Genomic DNA, 25054 nt, shown 5'->3' on the forward strand with positions numbered 1-25054 from the left:
GAGCGTGGACGCTGGCCGCGCCGACCGGTCACGGATCAGCGCAATCGGCCTCAGGTCACGCAGCGGCCGGGTTGCAGGAGCTTGGCGACGTCAGTCAGCACGCTGACCACGGGCTCGCAAGCAACCTTGCGGGCCTCGCCGGGCCGGGCCGGAGCGGGCGCCACCGGGCGGTTGCGCGCTTCTTCCTTGGCCGCGGGAACACGGACCACGACGGAGGTGGCTGGAAGTCCGTCGAACTTCAACGCGATGGTCTTCGTCTTCTGACCGGCCACCGGCGCCGCGGCACGGTCGGCCTTGGCGGCGCGATTGACGGCGCTCTCGGGCGCCGGGGTCGTGGCGACCTGCTGGCCGCCGATCAGATCATGGCCCGACGCGAGCTGGACGGCTCCGAGCGTGAGGCCAATAGCGAGCACGCCGAAAATTCCCATATGAATCTGTGACATGGTGATGTCCCTCGCCCCGTGAAAAATTCCCTTAAAATTCCCTTGGCGATCCCGGACACAACGCGAACAAAAGCTGGGGGGTTCTGGCCTCCCACAATCACTTAACCGTGTACAAAAAATATTTTCGCTCGCCCGGAACGAGTCCGGGGGTTTCTGCGTCATTTCGGCAGCCGGTTATTCCCCCTGCCCCATTGACCGGCGACGTAGGGCGCGATCGTGGTGATGCCGGTCGCGCCCTGCTTTTTGTGCATTACGCGCGGCATAGAGCCGACTGATCTGCGCGCCTCATCGCGCGCCGCGGCTACTTCCGCAAGCTTGCCCAGACGCCGCCGAGGATCAGCACGCCGCCGAGCACGTGGAGCGCGGTCGGCGGCTCGCCGAGGATGATCCATGACAGGATCGCGCTCGCGATCGGCGCGACATAGAGCACCAGCGACGTCCGCACCGAGCCGAACTTGCCGCCGAGCCAGGCGAAGCCGGCGTAGGCGAGCAGGCCGGGCACGAGACCGGCGAAGACGTAGGCCTCCAGCGCCCTGGCGTTGAAGACCTGTGCCGGTTCGATCCACATCTCGCGGATCGCAGGCGGCAGCGAGCACAGCGCGCCAGCCGCGGCGAAGAGGCTGACGCGCGCCAGCAGCGAGGCACGCGGCGCGACGCGCGATTGCAGGAGGGTGTAGCCGGACCACCCGAGCATCGCGAACACGACCAGCAGGTCGCCCCATGCCGCCGCCGATTGGGTGAAGGTTTCCAGGTGACCGCCCGAGACGATCAGGAGCGCGCCGGCGAGCGCAAGACCCGTCCCGAGCCACTGCAGCGGGCCGATATGCTCGATGCCGAGCGCTGCCGATATCAGGAGTACGACGATCGGCGACAGCGCCATGATCAGCGCGATGTGGATTGCCGTGGTCGTGATGCCGGCGACATAGACCGGGCCGCCGCAGAGGAACATGCCGAGAAAGCCCGCGGCGAGGATTGGCCAGGCGCTGTGCGCCAGCGGGATCTTGCCATCGCGGATCGCCGCGATCGCAAAGGGCGCCAGCCCGATGGCGATGATGCTCCAGCGGAAGTAGGCCAGCGAAAACGGCGGCACCGAGCCGGCAAGGCCGCGCGCCAGAACCTGGTTGGAGGCTTGCCCGGCGGCAACCAGGATGAAGCCGATCAGCGCGACCGCGTCCTGCCAGCCCGTAGCCGAGCGGCTCATCGAAGCTTTCGGCAACTCCGCATCCATAACACGCCCCCCTCAGTCGGCGCGCAATCGACGAAGGTTGTTTGCGTCAGCGCCGTCATCCGCCGAGACACCCGCCCGCTACTGCTCAGCAGCCTCGCGCTCCATGTCGCGGCCGGAGAGGTCCTCGCCATGCATGTCGGCATATTCGCGCGCCATCTCGCGCATCAGGAATTTGGCGGGCACGTCGTGGTAGGTGCCGTGGTCGTTGACATACTGCATGTAGGCGCGCCCGGCGCCGTCGAAGGGATGCAGCAGCGCGTCCGAATGGCCGTCGAAATCAAGCGGCTTGACGCCGAGCTTGGCGCACAGCGTATCGTTGAAGGTCGGCGTCGCCTTGCGCCAGGCGCCGTCGACGAACACCTCGGTGAAGCCGTGCCAGGTGAAAAGGTCGGTCCCCATGCTCTGGCGCAGCTTCTCGGTGGTGAGGTGGTTGCGGACGTCGGCGAAGCCGACACGGGCCGGAATGCCGTGGACGCGGCAGGCGGCGGCGTAGAGCGCCGCCTTGCCGACGCAATAGCCGTTGCCGGCGGCGAGCACGCTGGAGGCGCGGTAACTCTCGGGCGTTCGCATGCTGACATAGGGGTTGTAGCGGATGCCGTCGCGCACCGCCTTGTACAGCAGGCTCGCCTTGTTGCGCGCGCTCGCCCCGGCAGGGACGGCGGCACGGGCGAATTGCTCGACCGCGGGATGATCGCTGTCGATATATTCGCCGGGGTCGGTGTAGAGGCGGCTGATCGTATCGGGGAGCGTGTCGGCCATGCCGCAAACCCTTTGCCTTGATGCGTTTTCCTCGCGCGCGCGGTTTTCGCTTCGCTTGGCAACGCTATAGCAAGCCGCCTCGGCGCGGTTCAATGCAGCAATCGCACGCCTGCCCTGCTCAGTTCTTGAAGCGTTCGTCCCATCGGGGCGGCGGCCCGTAGCTGTGCCGCTTCGCCTTGAAGTATTCGCGTGCGAAATGAATGCCGATCCCGATCAGGAACGGCGGGGCGAGTGCGCCCGCAATCATCAGCGCGGTGATGGACTTCGGCGTCAGGATGTCCAGCACCATCGACGCCAGCAGCCACAAGGTGGCAGCAATCACTGCGACGTCGACGTGCTTCATTCCCTGGTCTTTCCTTGGTCTTGCCTTGGTCTTGGGCCCCAAACGGGTTCCATACTACCGACTGGTCCTGCACGAGCCAAGGATTCCGGCCAGTGGATCGCGCCGCCAGCCCTTCACATTTTCGGAACGACGCGCGAACGGGCAACGTTGGTCCGGATGAAACCGCAAGCGGAGCCCGCCATGGACGATTCCAGCGATATCCACAGCGGCACCAACGGACCGGTGAGCCAGCATGGGGTCAACGATCCGGTCGATGGGACCGACGTGAAGCGGACATTCGACGACAACCAGACCTCGCACGAACGCGCACAATGGGCGGCCGACGTCCGCGCCGACGCCTCGCCCAAGCGCAGCGAGGCGTTCCTCCCCGAGGCACTGCGGCGACGGCCGACCGACCCATTGAACCCACGCACCGGCCGGCACCCGACCGATTAGCTGTTTCGGCTCTGATCGACGCGTCCGCTTCGCGCGAAGGGATATCCACTTCGCTCGAAGATGCTCCAGAGCGCTACGTCGCGAACGTCCTCACCAGGAACAGGCCGCCGAACAGCGCAGGATCGGCAGCGCAACCGACGCCGCGATGTAGCCCCCGGCGGTGCAGCACCGGTGCAGGCAAGACGTTTTTTCGAATTGGATGTCGGCGGCGCAAAACCGATGCATAACGAGCGGCGTCGCTTGCAATCAACCGTCGTGCGAATAGGACCGCACGGGCAAGGCGATTGGAATTGATTAGGTCTTTTCATGTAGCAGCGGATCGTTGTCGTTGCTTTGTTGATCGCAACTGCCACTCCGTCGTTCGCACAGAGCCGCGCGGTCGATGCATGGAGAAAGGAACTGGTAGCGCGCTTGGACGCCGCCAAGCGGCCGTCCACACCGCCCGAGGGGAAGACCGCGACCGTCAAAGTCAGCTTGCGCCTCGACCGGATGGGCAGGCTGCTGTCGACCTGGCTAGTCGAGAACAGTGGAATTCCGCGCTCGACAACGAAGCGTGTGCGATTGTCGAACGTGCGCAACCCCTTCCGCCACCGCCCGCAGAAATGGACGAGGATGCGCTCAAGTTCACCTTACCCATTATCTTTCTGGCAAGGCCAGCAAGGCCGGATTGGGAACGTCCCGGATGGGAAGGCCCTTCCCCGGCGGGATGGGCACGCCCCAGTTGGCTCGGCCCTCCCACGGAAAGCTCGAAGGATAGCGCGGAAGTCAGCGCCAACATACGTTCGATCTGCCGCGGCTGCTAAGCCGGCCCCTCCGCGCGCAATCGCTCATGCCTATAGTGACAGCATCGCATTCAGCTCGGCTGCGGCCCGCAATTGCTCGATGCGCGAGATAAGCTGCTCACGCTTGGCGCCGGCCGGCAGCCGCACCAGTTCGCGCTCGAGCCGCACCCGATGCTCTTCCAGGCGTTGCTCGAATGTATGGGGCTCAGATCGCTTCCGTCTTTGAATCACTTTCTGCATCGTCTTCTGCATCGTCTACCTTTGGCGGTTGAAGACCGGGACTGTTGGCCCAGCGGTCCAATTGCTCGATGACCCGCGCGTGGCTCGGCCGCAGCGGCTTCGGCGCAGCCGGCTCCTCGGATAGCTTGCGGGGCAGCTTGAGCTCGTCGGCCATGACATCTCTCCGGAGTAGAAAGACGCGGGCACTAGATTCGTTCCGTTTTCACCCACGTAAATTATTGATTTTGCTTGGTAATTTTACTAAGTTAACTTTTTTGTCTGAGCTTGAGGAACCCGACGCAATTTGGTTCGTTCAGCAAATTGCTCAACTGACTAAGTTTGGGTGGTCAGCAATGAACGAGCTTCGTGCCGAACGTCTCCAGGTCATGCTCTCCCCCGAAGAACTGACGGCCGTCGACGATTTCCGATTCAGGCACCGCATGCCGACCCGCGCCGCGGCGGTCCGCGAGCTGCTCAGGCTCGGCCTGGCAAGCTCGGCCGTCGATGCCGCAGCCGGGGTGAAATCCAGCGAATATGGTGTGTTCGATCGAGGGCCTGAGGGGCACACGCAGACGGAAACGGACGCGCCCACAAAGGATTGACGGCGCGTTGCGCGGTCCGTGCCCAGAGCACAATGCGGCGCCGGCTCAAGCCCCGCTGAAGAGGTCCACGATTCCCTTCAGGATGCAGACCACCAGCGCCGACGTAAACATCGCCGTGCCGAGATCCGCGATATAAAGCAGCTGCGCCTTCTGCTCTTCATCAAGCTGCGCGAGTACCTTGCGCATGGCCAAGCTCCTTATCTTGCAGAGAACGCGCCCCAGTGACGTCGGTTCCCTTCAGACCCGGCAGGAAACAGCGCGCGTCAGGCCCGCCGCAGCGCCAGTGTCACGCCGCCGAGGGTGAGCACCATGGCGCCGAGTTCGCGCAGGCCCAGAGGTTCGCCCAGGATGATCGCGGCGGAGACCACGCCGATGACGGGCACCAGCAGCATGCCGGTCGAGGCCGAGGTCGGCGGCAGACGGCGCAGGGTCTCGAACCAGGTGAGGTAGCAGATGCCCATCGGCATCAGCGTCATGTAGGCGAAGCAGCCAATGCCGAGCGGCGTGATCGCCGTGTAGTTCGGGTGCTCGAACAGCACGCCCAGCACCAGCATCACTAGGCAACCGATGCCGACCTGCCAGGCGACCACGGTAAGCGGCGGCATCGGCAACGGCTTGCCGTTCAGCACGTTGCCGAGCGCGAACAGGATCGCGCAGGAGAGCGCGAGCGCAATGCCGGTCAGCTTGCCGGCGGTGAAGGCAAAGCCGGCTCCGCCGAGCAGCAACGCGACACCGGCGACGCCCAGCACCAGCGCAGCAAGGTCGCGCAGCGTCGGGCGGAGGTGCAGGACCGGCCAGGCGAACAGCATCGCCCAGATCGGCATCGTGTAGGCCAGCAGCGCACCCTCGCCGACGGTGACGAACTTCATCGCGATGGTGCCGAAGCCCATCCAGGCGAAGACGTTGGTGAACGACGCGAACAGCAGCCGCGGGATCGCTTCGCGGGGTACCGCGAGCGACTGCCCGCGGACCAGTGCGAGGAGCCCAAGGATCGCCGCCGCGCAGGTTCCGGCCAACCCGCGTGCGAACAGCGGCGGCCATTGCTGCAGCAACAGCTTCATCAGCGGCCAGTTCAGCGCCCAGCCGGAGGCCGTCACCAACAGGCAGAGAAAACCGATCGATCTGTCGCGCCGCGTTGTGTCCATGGCATGCGCTTAGCAGGCGGACACGTGAGGCTCCACCGCCTGCGCCGCATGTCGGGCCGCGCGAAACGCGCACGAAGGTCGCCTGGAGCATGATCCGGACCCGGAGGGCCACGCTAGCGCAAAGTGTGAAGCGGTTTTCCGAAAAGATCATGCTCTAAAGAAAAACGGCGCACCTTGCGGCGCGCCGGTACCAGGTTCTGCCAGCCTATCTGAATCAGGACATCATGCCGACGCCGCGCGCGCCGTGCGGTTGCGCGAGTTGCGCTGGAAGAACAGCGCCTGGCTCGCGACCGCCGACACCATCGCCGGCTGGAACGGTTTTGAGATCAGGAACGCCGGCTCCGGCCGCTCGCCGGTCAGGAAGCGCTCGGGATAGGCGGTGATGAACACTACCGGCACCTCGAAGGTACGCAGCAGCTCGTTCACCGCATCGAGGCCCGACGAGCCGTCGGCGAGCTGGATGTCGGCGAGGATCAGGCCGGGCTTCTTGTTCTTGGCGAGCGCCACCGCATCCGAATGGGTGCGGGCCACGCCGATGACGTTGTGGCCGAGATTCTTCACCAGGCTCTCGAGGTCCATCGCGATGAAGGTCTCATCCTCGATGATCAGCACGTCGGTGGCGATCTCGGCGGCCATTTCGCGGCCGGCGGCGTCGGTGAGCTTGCGCGTCTCGGCGATGTCGGTGCCGAGGATATAACCCACCTCCTCTTCCGAGAAGCCTTCCAGCGAAAGCAGCAGGAAGGCCTGGCGCGGCAACGGCGTGATATTGGAGAGCCTGCGCTCCGGCGGCAACGACAACGTCGCCACGTCGGCGTTGTCGTTGTTCACGGACACTGAATTCCATATCTGGGTGAACAGCCGGAACAGCCCGGCGCGCGGGCCGTAAGTCTGATCCAGCAATGATCCATCCTGCAGCAGGGCCTCGAGCATGGCCCCGACATAGGCGTCTCCCGACGCCTGGTTTCCTGTCAGCGCGCGCGCATAGCGCCGCAACAACGGAAGATGTTCAGCAACGACCTGCGATCGGGACATTCCCACTCCATCCTTGTTCTTGAGCCTATCGGCCTGAAACACGTTGCCCTGGGGTGACGTATCAAGCTCATAGGGCGACCCCTGTTCCCCCGCATGCCGGACTACGCGCGAAAGGCGAAAAAGTTCCGTGAAATAGTTCCAGCATTTCGGAACTTTCTGCGCAACTTTGCATTAGCTCCGAACCGACGAGGTGACGCGGCCAACCTCTGTGCTCGAGGAAACGACTTGGAAATCAGAGACTTAACTCCCGGGGAAGCGTGGATCAGATCATGAAGGAAGTAAAGAAGCAGGGCGGTCTCAACGCCGAGATTCAATCAAGAATCGGCCACCAGCTTCGCGCCATGTACGACGACGTGGTGCGACAGGGGGTGCCCGACCGCTTTGCGGAATTGATCCGCAAACTCGACGGGCCTGAGGCTGCTGCGGCGGCCGTTGCCGGGGGCGATGCTGACAAGAACAATGGAGGGGACTAATGCCTCTCACGAATGAACTTCGCGACGACATCTTGGCGTCCGTGCCGAGCCTGCGCGCGTTCGCGATCTCGCTTTCCGGTAATGGCGATCGCGCCGACGATCTGGTGCAGGAGACCCTGCTGCGCGCGATCGCCAACATCGACTCGTTCCAACCGGGCTCGAACCTGCCGGCGTGGCTGTTCACCATCCTGCGCAACCTGTTTCGCTCCGACTACCGGAAGCGGCGACGCGAGGTGGAGGACGCCGAAGGCAACTATGCCAAGACGCTGAAGAGCCAGCCGTCGCAGGCCGCGCATCTGGAGTTCGAGGAATTCCGCGCCGCGCTCGACAAGCTGCCGCAGGACCAGCGCGAGGCATTGATCCTGGTCGGCGCCTCGGGCTTCTCCTACGAGGATGCCGCGGCGATCTGCGGTTGCGCGGTTGGCACCATCAAGAGCCGCGTCAACCGTGCGCGCTCGAAACTGAGCGCCCTGCTCTATGTCGACAGCGCCGAGGATTTCGGCCCCGACAACACCGTGCGCGCCGTGATCGGCGGCAATGGCGGCTAGGCGCGAGACATGCGGATCAGGAAAGGCGGCCCGACCGGGCCGCCTTTTCGTTTGGGGTGCAAGAGGGACTCGGCGAGCGCGATCACGCGCCGCTAAAGCGCGATGAGATTGGGTTGAATCGTCATCGCGCTTTAGCCTCTTGTTTGAGCATGATCTTTTCGGAAAACCGCTTCACACTTTTCCTGATCATGCTCTAGCTCGCCATCGCATTCCTGAACGAGTCTGCCTTGAAGCCGTTTCTCAGCTCCAGAATCTTCGCCGCGATTTCGGTCACCGGGACCGGAGGACTGAACAGGAAGCCCTGGGCCTCGTTGCAGCCTTCCGCTCTCATATGGTCCAGTTGCTCGACCGTCTCGACTCCCTCGGCGATGGTCGTCATGCCGAGGCTTCTGCCGAGGCTGATGACGGCGCGGACGATCGATTTCGACCCATGGGTCGCCGTTGCGTCCCGGACGAACGACTTGTCGATCTTGAGCTTGTCGAACGGAAAGCTGCGCAGATAGCTCAGCGACGAATAGCCGGTGCCGAAATCGTCCAATGCGATGCGCAGCCCCTGCGCCTTCAGCTCGTGGAGCATCGCAATCGTCTCGGTGCTGTTTGCCAGGAAGATGGATTCGGTGATCTCGAGCTCAAGCCGGCGCGGCGGCAGCTTTGAAGCTGCGAGTGCGCCGGAAATGATGTCGATCAGCCCCGGATCGCGAAACTGGGCCGCAGAGACATTGACCGCAAGCTTCATCTCGCTCGGCCAGGTGACCGCCTGTTCGCAGGCACGATTGAGCACCCATTCTCCGAGCTTGACGATAAGCCCGATCTCTTCCGCGATCGGAATGAACTGGTCGGGCGGCACGAGTCCGCGCTTGGGATGATGCCAGCGCAGCAAAGCCTCAAAGCCGCAGATGCGGTCGAGATGCAGATCATAGAGAGGCTGATAGAACAGCGCGAACTCGTCCTTGGCCATCGCCTCGCGAAGATCCAGCTCGAGCGCGCGGCGCCGCTGCAGGCTCGCGTCCATCGCAGGCTCGAAGAACCGCCAGGTTCCCCTGCCTTCCATCTTGGCGCGGTACAACGCGACGTCGGCGTTCTTCAAGAGCTTCTCGCCGGTCGTGCCGTCGCCCGGCGACACCGACATTCCGACGCTGCACCCGACGACGACGCGATGCCCGCTCACCTCGTACGGCGCTGCGACACATTCGACGATGCGGCGCGCAAGACGCTCGGTGTCCTCGGGATTCTGGATGCCGCATTGTATGACTGCGAACTCGTCGCCACCCAAGCGCGCGACGGTGTCGACCTCGCGGACGCACGCATTCAGGCGGTCCGCGACCGCGCACAGCAATTCGTCACCCACCGGGTGCCCGAGTGTGTCGTTGACCTGCTTGAAGTTGTCGAGATCCAGGCAGAAGACGGCAAAGCCAAGGCCCCGGCCGGCCTGCGCAACCGCCTGCTCGATCCGTTCGGCGAGCAAGGTTCGATTCGGCAGCTTGGTCAGGGCGTCATGCCGGGCCATGAACGCGATTTGCGACTCCGCCCTTTGTTGCTCGGTCACGTCCTCACAGGTGACAAGCCACCCGCCGTCGGATGTCGGTCGCTGCGCGATCGAAATGATGCGCCCGTCGCTCAGATGCTGGAGATAGTTGCCTCCCTCGCGCGCGTTGATCGACCGCTCGCGCTCCGCCAGCAGATCGGCCACGGTCCGGGTGCCATGATTGCCCGCGGCAACACTCATCTCGAGGATGTCTTCCAGCGTCATCCCCGGCACGATCAATTCGGGCGAAACATCGAAGATCTCGCAGAACCGCGGGTTGACGACCTGCAGCCGTCCGTCTCTGTCGTAGAGGCACAGGCCCTGCGACATGTGCGTCAGCGCCGCATCGAGCCGCAGATTGGTCGCGTGCAGCTCTGCCTTTTGCTGCTTCAGCGTGGTGATGTCGCTGTAGACAAGGACGACGCCGCCTTCCTGGGTCTCGCTCCGGCTCACGCGCAACCATCGTCCATCGGAAAGCTGGGCCTCACTCGCGAATCCATTGACCTCGCCATCGGCCGGCGCCGCGGCATCGAGTCGATCCGAGCGCAGAAGCCGCGGGGAGAGGCGGATGAACTCGCTTGCGCGCGAATTCGCCAGAGCGATTTCGCCGTCCGCGCCCAGAAGCACGACGCCTTCATGCGACGTTTCCAGCGCATCGGACAGCCTCGCCTGTGCCGACCGGCGTTGCGACACTTCCTGATCGACCGTCCTTCTGATGTTGTCCCGCATGGTTTCCATTGCGGTCAGAAGCGTGCCGAGTTCGTCGGTGCCGCCCTTGGGGATCGTTGCATCGAGATCGCCGCCGGCGATGCGCCTTGCCGCCTTCGACGCAATGGCGACCGGTCCAATGATGCGGCGCGCCAGCAACCACGAAAAGAGCGCGGACAGAAACAGCGCAGCGGTCAGCCCTGCCACATTGAGCTGCAGATCCCGCTTGATCGTCGAGAGTGCCCGCTGCCGAAACAGAAAGCCGTCGCCTGCCGTATAGTTGACCAGCAGTTCAACCTGCTGACTGACGATCTCGGCGTATCGGTCGACGTCACCGACCGACGTGCCCGGTGCATGCGACCCGGACGCAGCAGCTTCCTGCGAAGACGATTCGACGGCGCGACGGTGCAGCGCCATCCAGGCGTCGGCGGCTTCCTGAACCTTGGCGGCGGCTTTCGCGGCCCGGGACGACTGCGACCGATCGGCAGCGACGGTCAGATCTTCCGAAAGCGTCTTCGCGAGCGCTTCGATCTGGCTGTCGAGCCTGGCGCGGGCCGTCGGGTCGGTGGTCAACAGGCGTTGCGACGATGCCACCCGCATTGCGGCGAAGTCCGCGCCCGCAGCGCGGGCGTAGTTGATCGACATCAAAGACTTGTCGAACGTCCTGGCCACCAGATCGCCGGCATGGCGGATTCCAAGCACGGAGTATCCCCCGAGCGCCACCGCAATGGCGCTCATCGCAAGGGAGAAAATGAGAATTTGGGTACGAATTGAGCCTTTGGTCAAAGCGACACGCGACAGGCAGCCGGAAACAAACCGAAACACCGCAACACTTCCCGTTTTCAGGCTCAAGAGAAGGTCCATGTCCGTGTCCGGCTGCAGTGTACGTTACTCGAGCCACGCAGAACACCTGACGCAGCGGAAAGAAACTGCTTGCGTAAATTGCGCTAGTTGTGACTACAACTCATGCCAAAATCGTTAAGATCAACTGCCGATAATCATCATGACAAAGTAACCCTGAAGGCACCATTTGCGCCGTAGGATGTCTGATGTCCGACTTTCGAGCGGGGGTCAAATGCAGTCAGGCTGGTTGTGCGCTTTGCGACTGGGCAGGTTCGGCCGCGTGGAGATTGCGGCCGCGATGATCGCGGGAGCGCTGGCAGGAACGGCCTTGGGCGCGAGCCCCTATGCCATCTCACAGAAGGATCGGGAGTTCAGACCCGCGGAGATCTCGATCAGGCGTGGCGAGACTTTACGGTTCATTAACGACGACGGCGAACTGCTGCATCACGCTTATTTGAGCTCGGACAAGTTCAGCTTCGATTCCGGCGATCAGCAGCCGGGCAGCAAATATGACGTCGCCTTTCCCGTATCCGGTGACTACACGGTGTTATGCGGCATTCATCCGAAAATGAAGCTCACCGTCCACGTCGCCAAGTAGTGGTCTCGGGCAGCGATCCCGGCGGCCCTACAATATCGATGTCTTGAACAGCGCGGCGTGACCGGCATAGTAGACGAACAGCGTCACGGTCAGCGCCGCGCACAGGCTGACGGGCGCAAGCCACGCCGCACGAACGTCGCGCGCGGACGTGCGGTTGTCACAGACGATTGCGAGCAGGACGGCCACGATCGCCGAGTGCCCGATCGCGTCGATCTTTCCGAATTCGAAGCATGCGCCGATAAACATCCCGGTAAGCACCACGGCCGCGCAGCGCCGGATCAGCGGCGTCCACAGCAGCGCGAAGGCGAGGGTGAATTCCACCATGCCCGCAGCACGCATGTAGAATTCGTTGTCGAAGCCGAACGTGATGGTGGCGTGCTCGATGAGCAGCGGGAAGCTCCATTCCGGGTAGGCCCATTTTTCGATGGAGGCCCACATCAACGTCACGCCGGCCGAATACCTGACCACGTCGAGCGGCGAAATTCCGAACAGGTCCTTCTTGAGCCCGACAAGCGCCAGGTAGGCAGCGACCCCGAGAAAGATCGGATAGTCGGCAAGGTGAAAGATGCCGTAGTCGCGCACGCCGATCCCGAACAGGATCGCGATCCCGGCTGCAGACAGCGGCAGCGTTCGTCGCGACAGCATGCCGGCAGCGATGCCAAGCTGCAGCATGCCCACGAGGGGCGACGTCGTCTTCAGCTCAGGGGTCAGCAGGATTCCGCCGACGGCCCAGATCGAGATGAAGAAGAAAGCACAGACGGCGCGGATCATCGTCTCCGTGCGCAGCCGCAGCGGCTCGGTGATCCGGTCGAGGACGCGGATCGTTGCCGCACCCAGAGCAGTTGGCTCGATCAGGCAGCCGGCGAAGAGCCAGAAGACGGCAACGCCCAGCAGCAGTTCGAAATCCTGGCACAGGACATTTTCGAGACCGCGGGGCTGCCCGGCGACGTTATAGGCACAAAACCATTTGACATGCGCATCGGCCTCTCGTGCCGCGATGACGCAAAACAAAATCCCGAGAATGCACTTGGCGAAGACGGAGCGCCCACGCGGTGCCGAATTGGCACCCCGCTCCCATCCACTGAACATTTCAACTACCGCCCACCTTTAACGATCTGTTCATCTTACATCAAATTTTAGCAGTTTTTGCAGGCCAACACCCATTGGTTGTTTCGTGGTTAACGATGAACAGGCCGGCGCCTTTACGCCGCTTTCCGCCGATTGTCTCGGATTTTAGCTAATTCCTGGACGGAGCCTCAATTCGACCTGTCGTAGTGAAAGCGCAGACAAGGCGGATAGGGAGCCGATGCATGCTCGAAGCGTTGAGTGTCGTGAGTGTCGGGGTGGGCTCGGTGCTCGCCCTCGGAGCAAAACGGTATCCGGAGCGGACCGATGCCCTGGAGACCTGCGCGGGGGCGCTTCTGATCGTGGGTCTAGGCCTGTTGGGGTGCGTCCTGCCGAGCGTGTCCTGACACGCGTCAGTCGGCCGTCATCGCGGCAGCCTTGGCGCCATGGACGCTGGCGCGGATGCGGTCAGCGTCTGAAGAAAGGCGATGAGGTCCTTCTTCTCGCTGGCTGTCAGGGACAGCGGCTTGACGTCCGGAGACCGGCTCGGCCGATCGATTCCGCCCTTGTTGTACAGCTCTATGACGTCTTCCAGGGTCGCGACCGATCCGTCGTGCATGTAGGGCCCGCGACGCGCAACGTCGCGCAATGTCGGCGTCTTGAACGCGTATCGCAGCTTGACGGAGGTCGGAAAGAAACTGCCCCGCCCGATGTCCTTGCCCTTCGCGGTACCGATGTCCTGAAAGGATCCGTCCGAGAAGGACGGGCCGCTGTGACAGGACGAGCAACGTGCCTTGCCGTTGAAAATTCGAAAACCGTGCTGCGCCGACGCGCTGATGGCGGTGTCGTCTCCCTTGATCCACCGGTCGAACGGCGCCTCACCGGCCAGGATGGAGCGCTCAAACGTCGCCAGCGACGCTTCGATTCGCGGCCGCGTGATCGCGCCGTCGCCAAAGGCACGGGCGAACGCGTCGACGTAACCGGGGATCGCCGAGAGGCGGGCGATCAATTCCGGCTCCGTCATGTTCATGTTGGCGGGGCTCTCGATAGGTCCGAACGCAACGGACTCGAGAGTCTTGAACTTGCCGTCCCATCCCAGGGGCTCGGTGAAGGCCACGTCGATCAGGGTTGGTGCGCGAAGCGGTAGCCCTTTGGGATCCTCCCCGATGGCGCGCGGAAGCCCGTCGGCCCAGGAGAGGGCTGGGTTGTGGCAGGACGCGCATGAGTGCGTCTTCGACCGCGAAAGCAGCGGGTCAAAGAACAGCATTTCTCCGAGATCGGATTTCGCCTTGGAATAGGGGTTGCTGCTTGGGAAGGGAACGGCGTCCGGCCGGCGATAGCTGGCACGGACCTTCGCAAGCTCGTCCGACGTCTCCGTCCCGGTCAAGGCGAACGACAGCCCCGCCGGCAAAATTGCCGCCAGCAAGGTCAGGCTGACCCAAAGCCTCATCGGGGTCCTCAGACGGTATCCTGCTCGATATGCCCCAAGCATGCTCAATGAAGGTTTAACAATGAGTTGCAAAACCGGGAGTGCGACAGGTGTCCGGCGGGAAAGTTCCGAGGGACCGTCATAACGGCATCGCCGCAACGCGGAATGAGCCCCCGCCAGCCCATGATTGCGGCATTGCAGGATGCCGCCGGCCGCTACTTTGCCTTGACGGGGCGAACCGGGGCGGAGAACTGCTCGGTACGGTCGCGCTCGGTCATGTCGACGACGGTGCCCATCGGCGCGATCAGCTCATAGACATAGGAGACGTCGGTGAAATAGCGCTTCGCGGTGCCGCCGAGCGCCTCGGGCGCGACGCGGTCGAGCAGGATCAGGCCGAAGTCGCTGTCCGGCCGCCGCGTGGCCTCGCTGGTGTTGAACTCCTCCCAGCGGAAATGGAAGATCGCGTCCGCGCCGTCGCCGTTGACTTCCCAATTGGCGACGATGTGCGGGTGCTTGCCGACCAGCGACAGGCCCTCGTCGGAATGCGAGGCGAGCTCGAAGAACAACAGCGACAGCGATTGCGCCGCGCGGGCGCTGACGGTGATGTCGGGGCCGTTCACCGCGATACGGTCGGCATGCGGGATCGATCGCGATTCGAACAGGCCCTTCAGCTTGACGCCCTGCCACTGGCTCTCGCTGAGCAGCGTCACGACATTCGACATTGCGTGGATCCGGCCGATCAGAAGCTCGCGCGCGACCTCGATGTCGGAACCGTGGCGCAGCGTGCGCGTCACGATCGACTGGATCACCGCGAGGATGTTCTTGACGCGATGGTTGAGCTCGTCGATGACGGCCGTCAGCCGGCGCTCGAAGCCGATCCGGACTTCGATCTCGCGGCTCAGACGCAGGTTGTTGTAGGCGACATAGCCGAACAGGCCGCAGACGATACCGGTCAGTGCCAGTCCGATCGCGGCGACGATGGTCGCGGTCTGCTGCGCGCGCATCGTGGCGTTGCTCTTGGCGTAGTAGTCCAGCGACCAGTCGCGGCCGCCGAAGGTCACCGTGCGGACTATCGATGGCGCCGGCCCTTCCTGGCGCACCGCGCGCGAGGTGACGACGCCCTGCTCGTTGGCGGTGAACTCATCGTTGGAATCGCGAGGATCCTTCAGCGCCACCGAAAATAGCGAAGCGTCGTCGTTGGTCAGCATCAGCGACGCCAGCTCGTACGAGAACGTGATGAAGCCGGCCGGCTCCGACGCATGCTCCTGGAACACCGGCGCCGCGAGCACGACGCCAACCGGGCCATTCTGTCGCAGCAGCGGGATCGGGTCCGACGCGACCGGCTTGGCCTCTGCCATGGCCCGTGCGAGCATCGGACCGACCACCGAGTGGTGATCGAAGGCGCGGCCCGGGATGCTGAGGGTTTCCTGGTTGCGCGGCTCGACATCCATCAGCACGTTGATCGGCCTGTCGAGCGCCTTGAGATCAAGCGGCTGATCGTCGAAGTCGCGGATCGACGGGTTGGTGAAGCCCGCGGCTTTCAACTCCGCCTCCGCCGCCGACAGCTCATTCGGCTTGAGCCGAGCAATCCAGGCGGCGACAACGAAATCGGTCTTGAAGGCGTAGATCGCCGAGCGCAGCGGCTGCAGCATATTGGCCTTCACCGTCGACGGAGAGCGGAACAGGCCCGAAGCCACCCGCGCCAGCAGCTCACGCTCGGTCAGGCGGTCCTGCACCAAGCTGGCGTGGACGTCGATCGCCCGCGCCAGTGCGATGCTGTCGAGCGCGAGCTCCTGATCGTGCACCCGATAGGCCGCGAGACCGGAAAGCAGCACTCCGATCAGCGCGATCAAGGCAACGATAAAGCCCAGCCGGACCACTCGCTTACTCGGCAATCAGGGGGTGGCAAAAGCGGATGGAATTCATCTGAGATCTGCGGGGCGGCAACAAATCAAGGTGTGATGAACGCCAACCGCAGCGGAATATGGAATAGCGATCATCGGTACGCAACAAGAGCTGCTCGGCAACATTAACGCCCACGGCACCTGGCTGATCTGAGGCGACGCTAGAGCATGCTAATCGGTGAACTGGGAAATTGTTCCGGCGATTGCGCAGCTTTTTTGCGGCGCACCTCCCGCGGCAACGTCACGTTGCCGCGGGGATGACGGGGGAGAGCCGGGCGGTGCCACAATGATTAACGCGCTAGCCTGCCTCGGCGGCCTTGCCTGGAGCCTGCGACCGAAGGCCGCCCTTGGTCTCGATGAAGCTGACGATGCGGTCAAGGCCGTCGCTCTTCTTCAGGTTGGTCATCACGAAGGGCCGCTCGCCGCGCATCCGCCTGGCGTCGGTATCCATCTTCTCCAGCGACGCGCCGACATAGGGGGCGAGGTCGATCTTGTTGATCACCAGCAGGTCGGACCGGGTGATCCCGGGGCCGCCCTTGGAGGGAATCTTGTCGCCCGCGGCGACGTCGATGACATAGATCGTCAGGTCGGCCAATTCCGGCGAGAAGGTCGCGGCGAGGTTATCGCCGCCGGACTCGATCAGAATCAGATCGAGGTTGGGAAACTTGGCCCGCATGTCGGCGACGGCGGCCAGGTTCATCGAGGCGTCCTCGCGGATCGCGGTATGCGGGCAGCCGCCGGTCTCGACACCCGCGATACGATCCGACGTCAGCGAGCCCGAGCGCACCAGAAACTCGGCATCCCACTTGGTGTAGATGTCGTTGGTGATCGCCGCGATGTCGTAGCGCTCGCGCATCGCCTTGCAGAGCAGATCCATCAATGCGGTCTTGCCGGAGCCGACCGGACCACCGACGCCGACACGCAACGGACCGTGGGAAGTAGGCATGTCAAACCATCCATCGTCGTCCCGGCGAAAGCCGGGACCCATTACCACCAAACCTCATTGCGGCAGCGCCGCTGGAGCCCCAGCCCTTATAACCACAAGAGCCTGTGGCTATAGGTCCCGGCCCCCGTGCGCAATTGCGCACTAGGCCGGGACGACGGCTGAGGACGCTGCGCCAGCATCATTGCGCGATCGCGCATCATGACCGGAACAGCCTCGTATATTGCGTCTCGTGCCGCAAGCTCGCGAGGTCGGCGCGGAAGGTCGCGCTGCCGAGATCGTCGAGCGACGCCGCCTCGGCGCGGCGCGCGGTCGCGGCGACATCGGGCTCGAGATCGGCCAGCACGCGCTGGCTGTCGGTTTGCCCGAGCGGGATCAGCCGGCTGCCTGCGGAAATCCAGTTCGACACCACGGCGTGGAGGAAGGCGTGCAGCGACGGCGCGAGCGGGATGCCGTGTGCCGCACTGACGAGGCCGACGGCGACCGGATAGACGATCGGGCCGCCGCAGGCCGCAATGATCGCGTCGAGGCCGCGCGAATTCCAGGCGGCCTGCGCAATGTCGATGAAGGCGCGCCCCTGCGTCGTGGTCTCGAGCTGCCGTTCGCGCGACGGCACGAGCGCGTCGGCAAGCTCGGCGATCTCGCTCAAAGCGGCATGATCCTGGTCGGACACCGCGCGATGGCTCTGCGCCAGCAAGACGCCGTCGCAAAATCCGCTGCCGTCGGTCAGCATCGCGGCCAGCCAGCCGCGGAGTGATCCGGCATCGGTGATATCGCCGGCCTCCACCGCCCATTCGATGCCGCTGGAATAGGAGAACGCGCCGACCGGGAACGACGGCGACAGCCAGGTCATCAGCCGGTACAGCGCCCTCGCCTCACCTTCCGTCATCCCGTCGCCGACAGCGGCGGGATCCGGCTCATTTGTGGTCATGAGCATGGGAGTGGTCGTGATGGTGATGATGGTCGTGACCGCAATGCGCGTCTTGCTGATGATCATGACCATGGTGATGACCATCACCGTGGTGATGATGGCCGTGATCATGATGGTGTTCATGATCATGATCGTGCGCATGGCCGTGGGCGTGATCGTGCCCGGCATGGCCATGTGCGTGCGGCTCTTCGGCATGCGCGTGCCCGGCATAGGCGCCGCCCTCGGGATCGAACGGCGCTTCGATCTCGATGACGCGGGCGCCGAGCCCCTTCACCATCGCCTCGATCACGTGATCGCGGCGGATGCGCAGGCCCTTCGGCATGATCTGCGTCGGCAGATGACGGTTGCCGAGATGCCAGGCGACCCGGATCAGATGATGCGGATCGCTGCCGCGGATTTCCACCAGCGGCTCCGGAGCGGCGACCACCTCGATGAGGCGACCGTCCTCCAGCACCAGCGCATCGCCGCCGCGCAATGCGACGGCGTTCTCGAGATCGAGCAGGAACTCAAGCCCGCGCGTCCCGGTCATCGCCATCCGCCGCCGGTGCCGGTCATCGAAATCGAGCACGACGGTGTCGGCCGGCGTATCCTTCCAGCGGTGCTGTCCCAGAACCTTGGTCGCGCGAATCATGCTTGTCTGCCTTGATATCCCGGCGTTCGGTGGCTTCATCCTTCGAGACGGCGCTTCGCGCCTCCTCAGGATGAGGTCTCAAACCCTCATGGTGAGGAGCGCGGCGCCGCCGCGCGTCTCGAACCATGAGGCCACCAAACAGGTACACATTAGATCTTCTCGACCTTGCCGTCGCTGACGATCTCGATCACCGTCGGTCCGGTCTTCATCTGCGACGAATATTCCCGCCACACCTTCATGTGCGGCGCGCGGGCATGCGCATTGAGATCTTCGCGACTCTCCCAACGCTCCACCACCACATAGAGGTTGGGATCGTTGACGCTGACATGGCCGTCATAGGCGATGCAGCCCTTCTCCTTGCGGGTCTCGACCGTGCAGGCCTTGTGCCCCTTGATGAAGTCCTCGCGGCTCTCCGGCTTCATCGGCGTGGTGGCAATGACGTAGATCATGGATTGGCTCCTTGTTCTTCTTGGCTAGCGGACGTCAACCTTCTCCGGGGTGATCACCTCGATCCTCGGCGGGGCGGCCATGCATTTCACCGCGACCCGGCCGAACGTCTTCATGTGCTCGGCGGTGCGATGCGGCACCAGCGCCTCGGCGTTTTCCCACTGCTCGACGAACACCATCTTGCTTTGGTCGGTGACGCTCTCGTGCAGGTCGTAGGCGATGTTGCCGGGCTCCTTGCGGGTCTCCTTGATGCAGGCCGTTGCCGCGGCGATGAATTCGGCGCGGGTCTCGGGCTTGATGGTCAGCGTGGCAACGACGTAAATCACGGAAATTCCTCCCGGTTTTCTCTTCTGGTTTCAGATACCGGGAGGGGTTTTAGAACATAAAGTAACGCTGTGCCATGGGCAGCACCTCCGCCGGCGCGCAGGTCAGCAGCTCGCCGTCTGCGCGTACCTCATAGGTCTCGGGATCGACCTCGATCTCGGGGGTTGCATCGTTGTGGATCATACTCTTCTTGGAGATCTTGCCGCGGGTGTTTTGCACCGCGTAGAGCTTCTTGGCCGTGCCGAGCTTGCGAGCGAGGCCGCCCGCGACGGCGGCCTTCGATGTGAACACCACCGATGACGCGGTGAGCGACTTGCCGAAGGCGGCAAACATCGGCCGGTAGTGCACCGGCTGCGGCGTCGGGATCGAAGCGTTGGGATCGCCCATCGGAGCGGCCACGATCGAGCCCCCCTTGATGATGCAGTCCGGCTTGACGCCGAAGAAGGCCGGCGACCACAGCACGAGGTCGGCGAGCTTGCCCTTCTCGACCGAGCCGATCAGCTTCGACACGCCGTGCGCGATCGCGGGGTTGATGGTGTATTTGGCGATGTAGCGCTTGACGCGGAAATTGTCGTTGTCGTTGCCCTTGTCCTGCGGCAGGGCGCCACGCTGCTTCTTCATCTTGTCGGCGGTCTGCCAGGTGCGGATGATGACTTCGCCGAGCCTGCCCATCGCCTGCGAGTCCGACGACATCATCGAGAGCGCGCCGAGGTCGTGCAGGATGTCTTCCGCGGCGATGGTCTCCTTGCGGATCCGGCTTTCGGCGAAGGCGAGATCCTCGGCGATCGAGGGATCGAGGTGATGGCACACCATCAGCATGTCCAGATGCTCGTCGATGGTGTTGCGGGTGAACGGCCGGGTCGGATTGGTCGAGGACGGCAGCACGTTCTTCAGGCCGGCGATCTTGATGATATCAGGCGCATGGCCGCCGCCGGCGCCTTCGGTGTGGAAGGCATGGATGGTGCGGTCCTTGAATGCCTTCACCGTGTCCTCGACGAAGCCGGATTCGTTCAGCGTGTCCGAGTGCAGCATCACCTGGACGTCGTGATCGTCGGCGACCGAGAGGCAGGTGTCGATCGCCGACGGCGTGGTGCCCCAGTCCTCATGCAGCTTCAGCGCGCAGGCGCCGGCCTTGACCATCTCGACCAGCGCCGCCGGGCGCGACGCATTGCCCTTGCCCGAGATGCCGAGATTGACCGGGAAAGCGTCGAACGACTGGATCATCCGCCCCATGTGCCACGGGCCGGGCGTGCAGGTGGTGGCGAAGGTGCCGTGCGACGGGCCGGTGCCGCCCCCTAACATCGAGGTGACGCCGGACATCAGCGCGTGCTCGATCTGCTGCGGGCAGATGAAATGGATGTGACTGTCGAATCCGCCCGCGGTGAGGATCTTGCCCTCGCCCGCGATCACGTCGGTACCCGGGCCGATGACGATGGTGACGTTGGGCTGAATGTCGGGATTGCCGGCCTTGCCGATCGCGGCGATCATCCCGTCCTTGATCGCGACGTCGGCCTTCACGATGCCCCAGTGGTCCACGATCAGCGCGTTGGTGATGACGGTGTCGGCAGCGCCTTGCGCATTGGTCACCTGCGACTGCCCCATGCCGTCGCGGATCACCTTGCCGCCGCCGAACTTCACCTCCTCGCCATAGGTGGTGAGATCCTTCTCGACCTCGATGATCAGATCGGTATCGGCGAGCCGCACCTTGTCGCCGGTGGTGGGACCGAACATGTCGGCATAGACGGAACGCTTGATCTTCACGGCCATGTCAGCCCCCTGCTTCAGCCAGCGCAGCCCTCGCGCGCGCGATGGTGTCGTCGAAAATGCGGTCAAGCCGCGGATTGATCCCCCGGCAACCTGCGACCACCTTCTTGGCCCAGGCTGCATAATCGGCGAGGTCGTCGCGCTCGTCCCTGCTTGGATGCGGAACGATCCGGGCGCCGATATTGCTGACCTTGTCGGCAGCCTTGATCAGCTTGGCGGCGGGTGATTTGTGCGGGGTATCCTCGATCTGCCTTTGCCGACGCACGGCCTTCGGCAGGCTCATGTCGTCGGTGCACTCGACGACCAGCGAGGCGACGCGCTCGCTGAATTCACGCGCAAGCTCCTCGCGCGTGGTCCCGGTGTCCTCGATGGTGTCGTGCAGCCAGCCGGCCGCCACCAGCTCGGCATCGGTGCCATCTGTGACGGCGGCGAGCAGGTTCGCGACCTCGGCGAGATGGTTGATATAGGGCTCGCTCCCCCGCCCCTTGCGCGCCATCCCGTTGTGACGGCGCGCAGCGAACTCGGCGGCTTCGGAGATCAGGCGGATCGCGGGGAGCATGACGGCTACAGTGCTCCTCGGCAGTGGCGCAGGTTGCAAATCCACTTTGCACCAGATTGCCGAATCTCTTCGGTCGGCGCTCGGAGCCTACCCCTCTCCCCAGCCCTCCCCCGCAAGGGGGGAGGGAGCCCGGCCAGCGTGCTCACCTCACTTGACATCACGGCGTGTCTTGCCCGGATCACAACTTGCCCTTCACCTCGGCCCGGAAGCCGTAGATCACGCGCTTGCCGGCGAGCGCCACGAGCTGGACGTCGCGGGTCTGGCCCGGCTCGAAGCGAACCGCGGTGCCGGCGGCGATGTCGAGGCGCATGCCGCGGGCGCGTCTGCGGTCGAATTTCAACGCCGGATTGGTCTCGAAGAAATGATAGTGCGAGCCGACCTGGATCGGCCGGTCGCCGGTGTTGGCGACCGACAGCGTCACGGTCTTGCGGCCGGCATTGAGCTCGATCTCGCCGTCTTCGATGAAGAGTTCGCCGGGGATCATTTGTCTCTCCTGTCATTCCGGGGCGATGCGCGGCATCGAACCCGGAATCTCGATCAACAATCGCTGGATTCCGGGTTCGGCCTTGCAGCCACCCCGGAATGACGGCTGTCCTATCGGATCGGCTCGTGCACGGTGACGAGCTTGGTGCCGTCGGGGAATGTCGCCTCGACCTGGATGTCGTGGATCATCTCGGGGATGCCGGCCATCACCTGGTCGCGGGTCAGCACCTTGGCGCCAGCCTGCATCAGCTCGGCGACCGTGCGCCCGTCACGGGCTCCCTCGACGATGAAGTCGGTGATCAACGCGACAGCCTCGGGATGGTTCAGCTTGACGCCGCGCTCGAGCCGGCGGCGCGCCACCATGGCCGCCATCGAGACCAGGAGTTTGTCCTTTTCGCGGGGAGACAAATTCATGCGAGCACTCTGTCGTTCAGGAATTCAGTTGAGCCACAGCCGCGGCAGCGTCACGGCGGAGGCACGGCTCAGCACCGTCATCATGTCGGCGCGGAGCCGGGCGGCATCTTGGGCACAGAAGCGCACCATTGCAAAGCCATTCCAGGCGGAGATGCCGACCTCGCCGCCGAAGTTGTCCGATGCCTCGCGGATGCGCTCGACCAGCGCCGCATCGCCCGGCACGATCAGCGCGGTGCCGATCGCCGTGCCGCCACCCGCGATCGCGGGCCTGGCGAGCTTCTCGCCGATCTCGCCGTCGAGACGGACCGTCTCGGCAAACACCAGCCGGCGGCCGCGGCGCATCCGCCAGCGGTCGACGAACTCGCCATGGCGCATGGTCTCGCCCATCGCGGCGCGGCCGAACACCACGATCTCGCAGAGCAAGAGCGAGGCATTATCGGCTAGGTCGATGTCGAAGCGGCGGTGAATACGGGCGCGGTCGAACAGGATGGTCTCCTGCGGCAGCCAGGCCAGATGCGCGCCTGTGTCGGCCTTCAGCGCGATGTCGAGCCGCGCCGCTGCGATCGAGCATGGTGCAATCCGGTTGGATCGCACCATGCTCTCATTTTGTTTGGACGCGTTTTCTTCACGCGAACCGGTACCCGCTTCGCTCGAAAACGCTGCCGGTGCGCGATAGACCTTTTCGGCGGCCGCCGTGGTCAGCGTCACGCGGGCGCCCTCGCCGGCCGAGATCGCGATGTCGAAGCGGTCGCCACCGGCAATGCCGCCGGCGGTGTTGACGAACATGGCCGACAGACCCTCGTCCTCCGGTGACGGGAAGCGGACACGCAGCGAGCCCGACTCGTGCAGGTCGCCGCGCCGGGTGACGCCGTCCTTGAGGTGCACGCCGAACCTGACCGCGCCCTGGGCGCGGTTCGCCGCAAATGTCGCTGAAGCCGCTCCCGCGAGTTCGCTCCGCATCCGCCCCGACGCTCCCTTAATCCCCGTGCCGCTCATTGCGGCGTCAGATTGCATTACAGCGCCATCTGGCGGCTGACCTCGGCGAGATCGAGGTTCGCGCGGTCGCAGGCATATTTCACCGCACCCCGGTCCATCACGGCAAAACTGTCGCCGAGTTCGCAGGCAAAGTCGAGATATTGTTCGACCAGCACGATCGCGATGTTGCCGAGGTTGCGCAGATAGGAAATGGCGCGGCCGATATCCTTGATGATCGAGGGCTGGATGCCCTCGGTCGGCTCGTCGAGCAGCAGGAGCTTTGGCCGCATCACCAGCGCACGGCCGATCGCGAGTTGCTGCTGCTGGCCGCCGGAGAGGTCGCCGCCGCGGCGGCCGAGCATGGTCTCCAGCACCGGAAACAGCGAGAACACGTCGTCGGGGATGTTGCGGTCCTCGCGCTTCAGCGGACCGAAGCCGGTCCTCAGGTTCTCTTCCACGGTCAGCAGCGGAAAGATCTCGCGGCCCTGCGGCACGAAGCCGATGCCGCGCCGCGCCCGCTCATAGGGCTTCAGCGCGGTGATGTCCTTGCCGTCGAAATTGATCGCACCCGAGGCGATCGGATACTGCCCGACCATGGCCCGCAACAGCGAGGTCTTGCCGACGCCGTTGCGCCCAAGCACGCAGGTCACCTTGCCGGGCTCGGCGGTCAGCGAGACGCCGCGCAAGGCCTGCGCCGCGCCGTAGTAGAGGTTGATGTTGTCGACCTTCAGCATCGCTTTATCGCCCCAGATACACTTCGACGACCCGCTCGTTCGACGACACCTGATCGATGGTGCCCTCCGCCAGCACCGAGCCCTCGTGCAGGCAGGTCACCTTGACGCCGAGCTCGCGGACGAAGGTCATGTCGTGCTCGACCACCATGATGGTGTGGTTCCTGTTGATCTCCCTGAGCAGCTCGGCGGTCAGATGGGTTTCGACATCGGTCATGCCGGCGACCGGCTCGTCGACCAGCAGCACCTTCGGGTCCTGCGCCAGCAGCATGCCGATTTCGAGCCACTGCTTCTGGCCGTGCGACAGGCTGCCGGCAAGGCGGTTGCGCGCGTCGGTCAGGCGGATGGTCTCGAGCACCTTGTCGATGCGCTCGGATTCGGCCTTGCTGCCGCGCCAGAACAGGGTGCCGCGAACGGAGTGGTCGACATTGAGCGCGAGCAGCAGATTGTCCTGCACGGTCTGGCTCTCGAACACCGTCGGCTTCTGGAACTTGCGGCCGATGCCGAGCTCGGCGATGCGGGTCTCGTCGAGCCGGGTCAGGTCGACGGTGCCGTCGAACAGCACCGTGCCCTCGTCCGGCTTGGTCTTGCCGGTGATGATGTCCATCATCGTGGTCTTGCCGGCGCCGTTCGGACCGATGATCGCGCGCATCTCGCCGGGCTCAAGCGTCAGCGACAGGTTGTTGATGGCGTGAAAGCCGTCGAACGAGACGTGCACGCCGTCGAGATAGAGCATGGCCGAGGTGGCGCGGGTATCCATCACGTTCATCG

The 25054-nt window shown here is 64.1% G+C and carries 31 protein-coding genes; 6 read left to right on the plus strand and 25 right to left on the minus strand.

Going from position 1 to position 25054, the window contains the following annotated elements:
- Positions 1-50 precede the first annotated feature (50 nt).
- The 4 genes from MTX23_RS32785 to MTX23_RS32800 all read right to left on the minus strand — a co-directional run bounded on the left by MTX23_RS32785 (position 51) and on the right by MTX23_RS32800 (position 2773).
- Positions 51-443, minus strand: coding sequence for a hypothetical protein (locus MTX23_RS32785; RefSeq protein ID WP_280974210.1), 393 nt, complete (start codon positions 441-443; stop codon positions 51-53).
- A gap of 301 nt (positions 444-744) precedes the next feature.
- Positions 745-1644, minus strand: a complete 900-nt coding sequence (locus tag MTX23_RS32790; protein WP_280974211.1) for a DMT family transporter — start codon at positions 1642-1644, stop codon at positions 745-747.
- 105 nt (positions 1645-1749) lie between these two features.
- On the minus strand, positions 1750-2430 hold the full coding sequence (locus tag MTX23_RS32795; RefSeq protein ID WP_280974212.1) for a transglutaminase family protein: 681 nt from the start codon (positions 2428-2430) through the stop codon (positions 1750-1752).
- Between the two features lie 118 nt (positions 2431-2548).
- Complete coding sequence (locus tag MTX23_RS32800; RefSeq protein ID WP_280974213.1) at positions 2549-2773, minus strand: hypothetical protein; 225 nt, start codon at positions 2771-2773, stop codon at positions 2549-2551.
- Positions 2774-2953: 180 nt separating this feature from the next.
- Between MTX23_RS32800 and MTX23_RS32805 the strand changes: the two genes are divergently transcribed.
- Positions 2954-3208, plus strand: a complete 255-nt coding sequence (locus MTX23_RS32805) for a hypothetical protein (RefSeq protein ID WP_280974214.1) — start codon at positions 2954-2956, stop codon at positions 3206-3208.
- Between the two features lie 833 nt (positions 3209-4041).
- Here MTX23_RS32805 and MTX23_RS32810 read toward each other — a convergent pair.
- Both MTX23_RS32810 and MTX23_RS32815 read right to left on the minus strand, forming a co-directional pair.
- Positions 4042-4242, minus strand: coding sequence for a hypothetical protein (locus tag MTX23_RS32810; protein ID WP_280974215.1), 201 nt, complete (start codon positions 4240-4242; stop codon positions 4042-4044).
- Positions 4196-4384 (minus strand): hypothetical protein, encoded by a 189-nt coding sequence (locus tag MTX23_RS32815; RefSeq protein WP_280974216.1) that lies wholly within the window; start codon positions 4382-4384, stop codon positions 4196-4198. The genes MTX23_RS32810 and MTX23_RS32815 overlap by 47 nt, the downstream gene beginning before the upstream one ends.
- Positions 4385-4562: 178 nt before the next feature.
- Between MTX23_RS32815 and MTX23_RS32820 the strand changes: the two genes are divergently transcribed.
- The gene (locus tag MTX23_RS32820; protein ID WP_280974217.1) at positions 4563-4811 is read left to right on the plus strand and encodes a hypothetical protein; all 249 of its coding nucleotides are present in this window, start codon (positions 4563-4565) and stop codon (positions 4809-4811) included.
- Positions 4812-4856: 45 nt separating this feature from the next.
- Here the strand turns inward: MTX23_RS32820 and MTX23_RS32825 are convergent, their stop codons facing one another.
- The 3 genes from MTX23_RS32825 to MTX23_RS32835 all read right to left on the minus strand — a co-directional run bounded on the left by MTX23_RS32825 (position 4857) and on the right by MTX23_RS32835 (position 6988).
- Positions 4857-4997 (minus strand): hypothetical protein, encoded by a 141-nt coding sequence (locus MTX23_RS32825; protein WP_280974218.1) that lies wholly within the window; start codon positions 4995-4997, stop codon positions 4857-4859.
- 77 nt (positions 4998-5074) lie between these two features.
- Positions 5075-5956, minus strand: a complete 882-nt coding sequence (locus MTX23_RS32830) for a DMT family transporter (protein ID WP_280974219.1) — start codon at positions 5954-5956, stop codon at positions 5075-5077.
- A gap of 222 nt (positions 5957-6178) precedes the next feature.
- Complete coding sequence (locus MTX23_RS32835; protein ID WP_280974220.1) at positions 6179-6988, minus strand: response regulator; 810 nt, start codon at positions 6986-6988, stop codon at positions 6179-6181.
- Between the two features lie 269 nt (positions 6989-7257).
- Here MTX23_RS32835 and MTX23_RS32840 point away from each other — a divergent pair, with 269 nt between their 5' ends.
- Together MTX23_RS32840 and MTX23_RS32845 are read left to right on the plus strand one after the other, a co-directional pair.
- Entirely contained in the window at positions 7258-7461 is a 204-nt protein-coding gene (locus MTX23_RS32840; RefSeq protein WP_280974221.1) for a NepR family anti-sigma factor, read from the plus strand.
- Complete coding sequence (locus tag MTX23_RS32845) at positions 7461-8009, plus strand: sigma-70 family RNA polymerase sigma factor (RefSeq protein WP_066515735.1); 549 nt, start codon at positions 7461-7463, stop codon at positions 8007-8009. Before MTX23_RS32840 ends, MTX23_RS32845 begins: the two co-directional genes overlap by 1 nt.
- A gap of 193 nt (positions 8010-8202) precedes the next feature.
- Here MTX23_RS32845 and MTX23_RS32850 read toward each other — a convergent pair whose 3' ends face one another.
- Positions 8203-11106 (minus strand): EAL domain-containing protein, encoded by a 2904-nt coding sequence (locus tag MTX23_RS32850; RefSeq protein WP_280974222.1) that lies wholly within the window; start codon positions 11104-11106, stop codon positions 8203-8205.
- A gap of 259 nt (positions 11107-11365) precedes the next feature.
- Between MTX23_RS32850 and MTX23_RS32855 the strand changes: the two genes are divergently transcribed.
- Complete coding sequence (locus MTX23_RS32855; protein WP_280990711.1) at positions 11366-11683, plus strand: methylamine utilization protein; 318 nt, start codon at positions 11366-11368, stop codon at positions 11681-11683.
- Between the two features lie 27 nt (positions 11684-11710).
- Here the strand turns inward: MTX23_RS32855 and MTX23_RS32860 are convergent, their stop codons facing one another.
- Positions 11711-12694 carry a hypothetical protein gene (locus MTX23_RS32860; RefSeq protein WP_280974224.1) on the minus strand — a complete coding sequence of 328 codons (984 nt, stop codon included), beginning with the start codon at positions 12692-12694 and terminating at the stop codon, positions 11711-11713.
- A gap of 299 nt (positions 12695-12993) precedes the next feature.
- On the opposite strand from MTX23_RS32860, the gene MTX23_RS32865 reads away from it, so the two are divergent.
- Positions 12994-13155, plus strand: coding sequence for a hypothetical protein (locus tag MTX23_RS32865; protein WP_280974225.1), 162 nt, complete (start codon positions 12994-12996; stop codon positions 13153-13155).
- A gap of 17 nt (positions 13156-13172) precedes the next feature.
- On the opposite strand, the gene MTX23_RS32870 is transcribed toward MTX23_RS32865, so the two are convergent.
- From MTX23_RS32870 to urtD, 14 genes are all read right to left on the minus strand, one after another.
- Positions 13173-14198: a cytochrome c peroxidase gene (locus MTX23_RS32870; RefSeq protein WP_280978299.1), complete on the minus strand. Its 1026-nt coding sequence runs from the start codon at positions 14196-14198 to the stop codon at positions 13173-13175.
- Between the two features lie 194 nt (positions 14199-14392).
- Entirely contained in the window at positions 14393-16057 is a 1665-nt protein-coding gene (locus MTX23_RS32875; protein ID WP_280974226.1) for an HWE histidine kinase domain-containing protein, read from the minus strand.
- A 322-nt stretch (positions 16058-16379) separates the two neighbouring features.
- A complete protein-coding gene (gene ureG, locus MTX23_RS32880; RefSeq protein ID WP_280974227.1) occupies positions 16380-17027 on the minus strand; it encodes an urease accessory protein UreG in 648 nt (215 codons plus the stop codon).
- Positions 17028-17223: 196 nt separating this feature from the next.
- Positions 17224-17961 (minus strand): urease accessory protein UreF, encoded by a 738-nt coding sequence (locus tag MTX23_RS32885; RefSeq protein ID WP_280978300.1) that lies wholly within the window; start codon positions 17959-17961, stop codon positions 17224-17226.
- Positions 17942-18586, minus strand: coding sequence for an urease accessory protein UreE (gene ureE / locus MTX23_RS32890; RefSeq protein WP_280974228.1), 645 nt, complete (start codon positions 18584-18586; stop codon positions 17942-17944). The genes MTX23_RS32885 and ureE overlap by 20 nt, the downstream gene beginning before the upstream one ends.
- Positions 18587-18735: 149 nt before the next feature.
- On the minus strand, positions 18736-19035 hold the full coding sequence (locus tag MTX23_RS32895; protein ID WP_280974229.1) for a putative quinol monooxygenase: 300 nt from the start codon (positions 19033-19035) through the stop codon (positions 18736-18738).
- Between the two features lie 24 nt (positions 19036-19059).
- A complete protein-coding gene (locus tag MTX23_RS32900; RefSeq protein ID WP_280974230.1) occupies positions 19060-19359 on the minus strand; it encodes a putative quinol monooxygenase in 300 nt (99 codons plus the stop codon).
- 49 nt (positions 19360-19408) lie between these two features.
- Entirely contained in the window at positions 19409-21124 is a 1716-nt protein-coding gene (gene ureC / locus MTX23_RS32905) for an urease subunit alpha (protein WP_280974231.1), read from the minus strand.
- A 1-nt stretch (position 21125) separates the two neighbouring features.
- Positions 21126-21680 (minus strand): HD domain-containing protein, encoded by a 555-nt coding sequence (locus MTX23_RS32910; RefSeq protein ID WP_280974232.1) that lies wholly within the window; start codon positions 21678-21680, stop codon positions 21126-21128.
- A gap of 178 nt (positions 21681-21858) precedes the next feature.
- Positions 21859-22164: an urease subunit beta gene (locus MTX23_RS32915; protein WP_280974233.1), complete on the minus strand. Its 306-nt coding sequence runs from the start codon at positions 22162-22164 to the stop codon at positions 21859-21861.
- A gap of 110 nt (positions 22165-22274) precedes the next feature.
- Positions 22275-22577: an urease subunit gamma gene (locus tag MTX23_RS32920; RefSeq protein ID WP_212396654.1), complete on the minus strand. Its 303-nt coding sequence runs from the start codon at positions 22575-22577 to the stop codon at positions 22275-22277.
- A gap of 24 nt (positions 22578-22601) precedes the next feature.
- The gene (locus tag MTX23_RS32925) at positions 22602-23537 is read right to left on the minus strand and encodes an urease accessory protein UreD (RefSeq protein ID WP_280974234.1); all 936 of its coding nucleotides are present in this window, start codon (positions 23535-23537) and stop codon (positions 22602-22604) included.
- Between the two features lie 53 nt (positions 23538-23590).
- The gene (gene urtE / locus MTX23_RS32930) at positions 23591-24286 is read right to left on the minus strand and encodes an urea ABC transporter ATP-binding subunit UrtE (RefSeq protein ID WP_280974235.1); all 696 of its coding nucleotides are present in this window, start codon (positions 24284-24286) and stop codon (positions 23591-23593) included.
- A 4-nt stretch (positions 24287-24290) separates the two neighbouring features.
- The gene (urtD, locus tag MTX23_RS32935) at positions 24291-25052 is read right to left on the minus strand and encodes an urea ABC transporter ATP-binding protein UrtD (RefSeq protein WP_280974236.1); all 762 of its coding nucleotides are present in this window, start codon (positions 25050-25052) and stop codon (positions 24291-24293) included.
- Positions 25053-25054: the final 2 nt, after the last annotated feature.

It is taken from the genome of Bradyrhizobium sp. ISRA436 (genome assembly GCF_029910015.1).
Taxonomy (GTDB): Bacteria; Pseudomonadota; Alphaproteobacteria; order Rhizobiales; family Xanthobacteraceae; genus Bradyrhizobium.